We start from the raw sequence: 6,437 nt of genomic DNA, 5'->3' as shown, positions 1-6,437 counted from the left end.
GGGACGAGCAGGAAGGCGAGCCCGAGCAGCGCAGGAAGCACGAGCACCAAGGGCAAACGGCCCCCGATCCGCTGCCTCCTACGCCCCGCTCTCACAAACGCCAAAGTCTCACACGGTCCGCTCTGAACCCCGCGCTGTCAGGCTGGGGTCGGGTAGATGGTGGTGGGGCGAGGGCCTGTCCGTCACGGGGTGACGAAGCCGGCTTCGGTGAGGACGGTCTTGCCGCGGGCGGAGAGGACGAAGTCGACGAAGGCCTTGGCGCCGTCGGGGTTCGCCGCCTTCGTCAGGGTCGCGATCGGGTAGTCGTTGACCGCTTGCGAGGCCTCGGGGAACTCGATGCCCTCGACCTTGTCCTTGGCCGCCAGCACATCCGTCTTGTAGACCATCGCCGCGTCGACCTCACCCAGGCTCACCTTGGTGATCGCAGCCTTCACGTCCTGCTCCAGGCTGTCCGGTTGAGGGGTGAGCTTGGCCGCCTCGAAGACCTTCTTCGCCGCCGCGCCACACGGCACCTGCTCGGCGCAGAGGGCGATCTTGCGGTCCTTGTTCGCGAAGTCCGTCAGCCCGGTGATCTTGGCGGGATTGCCCTTCGGTACCGCGATCTCCAGTTCGTTCTTCGCGAAGGTGGTCGGGGTGCCCTTGTCGGTCACCTGGTCCAGGTTCTTCGGGGCGGCCGAGGCGAACACGTCCGCCGGGGCGCCCTGGTTGATCTGGGTGGCGAGCGCCGAGCTGCCGGCGAAGTTGAAGACCACCTTGACGCCCGGATGGGTGGCCTCGAAGTCCTTACCCAGTTGGGTGAACGTGCCGGTCAGCGAGGCCGCCGCGAACACGTTGACCGTTCCCGAGAGGCCGGCCGACGACGGCGCGGCGCTTGGGGAGGAGTCGTCTCCACAACTCGTCAGGGCCAGTGCGGCAAGGGCCGCCAGCACAGCGACGGCGGTACGACGGAACATCTCAGGCCTCCGGGATCTCGACAACGACATGGGTGGATTTGATCGAGGCGACAGCCACCACCCCTGGCTCCAGGCCGAGCTCGTCGGCCGCCTCTCGGCTCATCAGGGAGACCACCCGGTACGGGCCCGCCTGCATGTCCACCTGAGCCATCACGCCGTCCTTCACGACCCGCGTGACGATGCCGCGCATGCGGTTCCGCGCCGAGGCCGCGGTGGTGGTGCCCGGCTCCGGCGACTCCGCGAGCTGCTGGGCGAACGCCGCCAGTTCGCGGCCCTCGACCGCCATCCGCCCGCCCTCCTGGACCGACGGCAACCGGCCCTGTTCGACCCAGCGCCGGACCGTATCGTCGCTGACTCCGAGTAACGCGGCGGCCTCACTGACCCGCAAATTCGGCATGAATGTCACTCTAGCGCCGCAGAAGCGGCAGCACTGCCGAGTTTCGGGTTACGGTCCGCCAACCGTGAGCGTCGTTACGGCAGCGCCCGGGCGGTCGGCATAGGTTTGGCCTATGACGGGGTTGCGCGAGTATCTGGACGGACCGCACAAGGCCGCGCGGGACGTCGTACGGGACGGGCTGGCGGCGCATGCCGACCTGCTGGACGAGGGGCTGCGGCTGACCCGGGACGAGTACCGCGACCAGGTGCTCGAGATGATGCAGCAGATCACCGCCGACGGGCACACCAGCCGTGGGTTCCCCAAGGAGTACGGCGGCCAGGGCGATCTGGGCGGGTTCATCGCCGGGTTCGAGACGCTGGCTTTCGGGGACCTGTCGCTGATGGTGAAAGCAGGCGTGCAGTTCGGCCTGTTCGCCGGCGCGATCCTGCACCTGGGGACCACCCGGCACCACGACGAGTACCTCGCCGACGCGATCGAGGGACGCCTGCTCGGCTGCTTCGCGATGACGGAGACCGGTCACGGCTCGAACGTGCAGGCGCTCGGCACCACGGCGACGTACGACCCTGCAACCGGGGAGTTCGTGATCCACACGCCGCATCCCGCGGCACGCAAGGACTACATCGGCAACGCTGCCCGGCACGGCCGGATGGCCGCCGTCTTCGCCCAGCTGGTCGTCGGCGGCGAGACCCACGGGGTGCATTGCCTGCTCGTCCCGATCCGCTCGGCCGACGGCGAACCGCTGCCCGGCGTGACGATCACCGACTGCGGCCCCAAGCTCGGCCTGAACGGCGTCGACAACGGCCGCCTGGTCTTCGACCAGGTCCGCGTCCCCCGTACTGCGCTGCTGGACCGCTACGCGCAGGTGGATGCCAAGGGCACCTACACCAGCGAGATCGAGAACCCCGACCGCCGGTTCTTCACCATGCTCGGCACCCTGGTCCAGGGCCGGGTCTCGATCGGCGGCGCCGCGATCAGCGCCAGCAAGGTGGCCCTCACCATTGCCATCCGGTACGCCGATCAGCGCAGGCAGTTCGCTGCGCCCGGGAGTTCCGAGGAGGTGTTGCTGCTGGATTACCGGATGCACCAGCGACGACTGCTTCCCTTGCTGGCCCGGACATATGCACTGCATTTCGCCCAGGCGGAGCTGGCGGCCGAGTTCGTCCGGATCTTCGGTGGCGACGGCGAAGGGAACGACGAGCACGACCGGCGAGCCCTGGAGGCGCAGGCGGCCGGGACGAAGGCCGTCGGTACGTGGCATGCCACCGAGACCATCCAGATGTGCCGTGAGGCCTGTGGTGGTGCGGGCTATCTGAGCGAGAACCGGCTGGCCGCGCTGAAGGCGGACACGGACGTGTTCACCACCTTCGAGGGCGACAACACCGTCCTCCTGCAGTTGGTTGCCAAGGGCCTGTTGACGGATTACCGGGAGTCCTTCGGCAAGCTCGATCCGCTCGGCACCGCACGGTTCATCGCGGGCCAGGCCGTGGAGATCGCGGTCGAGAAGACCTCTGTCCGGGCCCTGGTCGAGCGTCTGCGGGACGCAGTACCGAACCGGAACGACAAGGGTGATCCCGATGCCGGGCTCCGGGACGACGCCTACCATTCCGGACTGCTCCGGTACCGGGAGGAGCACATGCTGGCCGGGGTCGCCCGCCGGCTCCGGGGCGGGATCGAAGCCGGGGACGATGCCTTCGAGGTGTTCAACCGTTGCCAGGACCACGTGATCGCGGCTGGTCGCGCTCATGTCGATCGCGTGGTGCTCGAGGCGTTCCAGGCCGCAGTACAGGCTGCTCCGGAGGGGGAACCGCGGGAGCGGCTGAAGGAGTTGTGCGATCTGCATGCGCTGGCAACGATCGAGGGGGAACGGGCCTGGTACATCGAACACGGCCGGTTGTCGGGGCCCCGGTCGAAGGCGATCATGGCCTTGGTGAACGAGCTTTGCGCCCTGGTCCGGCCGCACGCGATCGGCCTGGTGGACGCGTTCGGAGTACCGGGCGCGGCGGTGGACGTGCCGATGGTTGTACCGTCGCAGCATGAGTGAGCCGATTGAGCCCGCGTCGGCCGCGGAGGCCGCCCGCGAACTTGCGAAGGTCCTGCTGGAGCAGGCCGACGCCTTGGACCTGCATGATCTGCGGGCCACCACGGCCATCGAGAACGTCCGGGTGCAGGCCCGGGTACTCGCCGACGCGGTCCACGAGCGTGGTTGGGGCGACATCTTCCTCGGCATCGACTCCTACGACCCGGACGAGCTGGACGACCTGCCGCTTGGCCCGGACGACTTCGACGATCCGGCCGACTACCGCGAGATGGTCGCGGGCGACGAGGGGTTGGACGAGCCGCTGGTGCCGGAGCACGGCATCCGGCTCAGCTACCAGGCCCGGTACGACTTCGTGGTGACGGATCCGGAAGCGTTCATCGCCTACGTCCGCAGCCGCGCAGACGAGGCCCAGAACGACGACGTGATCGACGACATCGAGGACGCCCGGTCCGCCTTCGAGCTACTCGGCTACCTGGACGGGATCGGCTCCAAGGACTACGACGGCCTCGGGATCAGCCCAGCCGGCGGCGAGGAGTCGCACAAGGTGGTCGAGTTCTCCCTCTGGGACATGGACCCGATCCGCCGGGACGACACCTACCCCTACTAGGGCGGGATAGTTGTTGCTGAAGGCAATTTTTCGTACTCGCCAGTACGGAAAGTGACATTCTGTATACACAGCGTTGCCTTAGACAAGATCAATGCAAATGTTTGACCCGCTCCGTGGCGGCTCTGAGCCACCCCGTGACAACGTTCTGTTGTCGGCGACGGACGGGTCGCCGGCTCAGGCTCCTGGTGATACCGCGGCACTCCCGTCCGAGACCGGACTGTACCTCCCCTGCCGGGCTCGGAATGAGTCAGCGGTACCTCCTTCCTTCGGGCCGAAACCGCCCTCTCGGGGCAAAGCAGGACGCCGGCCGTGTCGCCGGGGTGCCGGTCGCCAGTGAGGTGGTGACCGACACCCGACACGGCCGGCGTTTCCCTTTCCCTTGCAAGTTGGCAGCCCGGCTCAGGTGGTGAGAAACGCCAGTACTGCGAGGACGCGGCGATGGCTCTCGGGGCTGTCGGTGATCCGCAGTTTCTGGAAGATGCTGCGCATGTGGGTCTCGATCGTGCGCTCAGCCAGCACGAGGCGCCCGGCGATGGCTGAGTTGGACAACCCTTCTGCGGCGAGCCCCAGGACCTCCCGCTCTCGCGTGGACAGCGCACTCAGCGGATCGCCCACCCGGGTCGGTGTCACGAGAGCCGCCACGATCGCGGGATCGAGCGCCGAGCCGCCGTCAGTCACCCGCTGCATCGCATCGAGGAAGTCGCCGACCCGCAGCACCCGATCCTTCAGCAGATAACCGAATCCACCGGTGGCGACCAGTTCGACCACGTGCTTGGTCTCCACATGCTGCGACAGCATCAGGATCGACCTGTCGGCGGATTCGGCCCGCAGTACCTTGGCTGCCTGCGCGCCGTCGTCCGTCATGGTCGGCGGCATCCGTACGTCGATGATGGTGAGGTCCGGCGCGACTTCCCGAACGGCCTCGACCAGGGCATCGGCATTGGCGACGGCCCGGACCACCTCGTGGCCGTTCTCCGTCAGCAGCCGGCTCAGGCCTTCCCGGAACAGAGCCGAGTCCTCGGATTAGCCCAACTGCAATGAAAATAAAACAAACGCCGATCACGACGCGCATGGGATCTCCGCCCTGATCGAGGTCCCGGATCCCGGTGGACTGTCCAGGGTGAGTTCGCCGCCGACCGAGGCCACCCGGTCGCGCAACGAGGTCAGCCCGAACCCCTCGCGCGCGCCGCCGATCCCGTCGTCACACACCTGGACCCGGAGCCGTCCCCCGGTCAGCCCGACCTCGATCGAGATCCGGGTCGCGCGCGCGTGCTTGAGCGCGTTGGCGATCGCTTCGCCAACCGTGAAGTACACCGCGGTTGCCACCGCCTCGTCCACCTCCAACTCGGACACACTCAGGTCGACCGGCACCGCACTGTCCTGCACGAGCCGCCGCAGCGCCACCGCGAGCCCGTCGTCAAGCCGGCTCGGCCGGACGCCGTGAGCGATCCGCCGCAACTCGGCCACGGTTCCCTCGACGGTGTCGACCACTTCGTCGACCTCCCCGTACGCCGGTCCGCCCGGGCCGAGGTGGTGTTGCAAGGATCTGAGCCGCATGCCGATGGCAATGAGTTGCTGCTGCGCCCCATCGTGGAGATCGCGCTCCAACCGTTGCCGCTCGGCGGTGACCGCGGTCATCAGCCGGGCGCGGCTCGCCCTGACCTCCTCCAGCGCCTCCCGCAGTTCCAATCGCAGGCGGCTCACCTCGATCGGCAGCCGAGCTTCCATCGCCGCCTCGCGAGCCCGCCGTACCCGCCGGGCCGAGGTCAACCCGAGCACCAGGGCACCCACGGTGGAACCGCTTGTCTGCAAGGGGATCGCGCCGCTCGGCAGGTCGAGGTGGTCGCCAGGACGCTGCAGCAGGACTTCGAGGCTGGGATCTTGGAGAGCCATGCGTAGGACGTCCTCGATCTGTTCGGGTTCGGCGCGGCCGTCGCGGACCCGCCGTACGAACTCCTGGATCTGAGCCAGCGCAACCGTGCGATCCCGGTCGACCAAGCGGGAAACGCCGCGATGCAGCCAGTGGTGGAGCGGAAGCAGAACCAGGGCAGTGATGAAGGCGGCGCTGGTGATCCCCGCTCGTTGCTGGTCCGGAAACAGGATGTCGACCGCGACCACGACGCCGGCGAACACCGCGGCGGAGACGATGCTTGTGGTGAGCCAGGTCAGCGTGGCACCCAGCAATCGATCGATGTCGAACAGGTCATGGCGCAGAATGGCGACTGCGATGGCGGCGGGGACGAGCACCAGCATGGCGGCCAGGAACCACAGGTACGCCCACGTGTCAGGGACGCCGAGAGCGATCAGCAGCCAACTCGTCGCGAGCAGGACGGGCACACTCACCGCTGCACAGACCAACCAGCGCAGCCGCAGCCTGGTCTGCTCGTCGCCGCGCCGGAATCTGGTCACGAGACTCGCCGCGACCGCGAGCAGAACGCCGAT

General features: G+C 67.9%; 6 protein-coding genes. 2 read left to right on the top strand and 4 right to left on the bottom strand.

All coding sequences use genetic code 11. The features are described from left to right. Positions 1–182 precede the first annotated feature (182 nt). Positions 183–953 carry a molybdate ABC transporter substrate-binding protein gene (gene modA / locus VFG33_RS30450; protein ID WP_325056434.1) on the bottom strand — a complete coding sequence of 257 codons (771 nt, stop codon included), beginning with the start codon at positions 951–953 and terminating at the stop codon, positions 183–185. A gap of 1 nt (position 954) precedes the next feature. Continuing rightward, positions 955–1,350, bottom strand: a complete 396-nt coding sequence (locus tag VFG33_RS30445; RefSeq protein WP_325056433.1) for a TOBE domain-containing protein — start codon at positions 1,348–1,350, stop codon at positions 955–957. A gap of 112 nt (positions 1,351–1,462) precedes the next feature. Here VFG33_RS30445 and VFG33_RS30440 point away from each other — a divergent pair, with 112 nt between their 5' ends. Then, on the top strand, positions 1,463–3,391 hold the full coding sequence (locus tag VFG33_RS30440) for an acyl-CoA dehydrogenase family protein (protein WP_325056432.1): 1,929 nt from the start codon (positions 1,463–1,465) through the stop codon (positions 3,389–3,391). Then, the gene (locus VFG33_RS30435; RefSeq protein ID WP_325056431.1) at positions 3,384–3,995 is read left to right on the top strand and encodes a hypothetical protein; all 612 of its coding nucleotides are present in this window, start codon (positions 3,384–3,386) and stop codon (positions 3,993–3,995) included. Before VFG33_RS30440 ends, VFG33_RS30435 begins: the two co-directional genes overlap by 8 nt. A gap of 399 nt (positions 3,996–4,394) precedes the next feature. On the opposite strand, the gene VFG33_RS30430 is transcribed toward VFG33_RS30435, so the two are convergent. Both VFG33_RS30430 and VFG33_RS30425 read right to left on the bottom strand, forming a co-directional pair. Then, positions 4,395–5,003 carry a LuxR C-terminal-related transcriptional regulator gene (locus VFG33_RS30430; protein ID WP_325056435.1) on the bottom strand — a complete coding sequence of 203 codons (609 nt, stop codon included), beginning with the start codon at positions 5,001–5,003 and terminating at the stop codon, positions 4,395–4,397. 51 nt (positions 5,004–5,054) lie between these two features. Further along, positions 5,055–6,437 (bottom strand): sensor histidine kinase (locus tag VFG33_RS30425; RefSeq protein WP_325056430.1); only part of this gene is annotated, 1,383 nt, incomplete at its 5' end.

Origin of the sequence: Kribbella sp. (genome assembly GCF_035687465.1) — a bacterium.
GTDB lineage: Bacteria > Actinomycetota > Actinomycetes > Propionibacteriales > Kribbellaceae > Kribbella.
The sequence above is the reverse complement of the archived record's forward strand: the minus strand, read 5'-3'. Positions and strand labels throughout refer to the sequence as shown.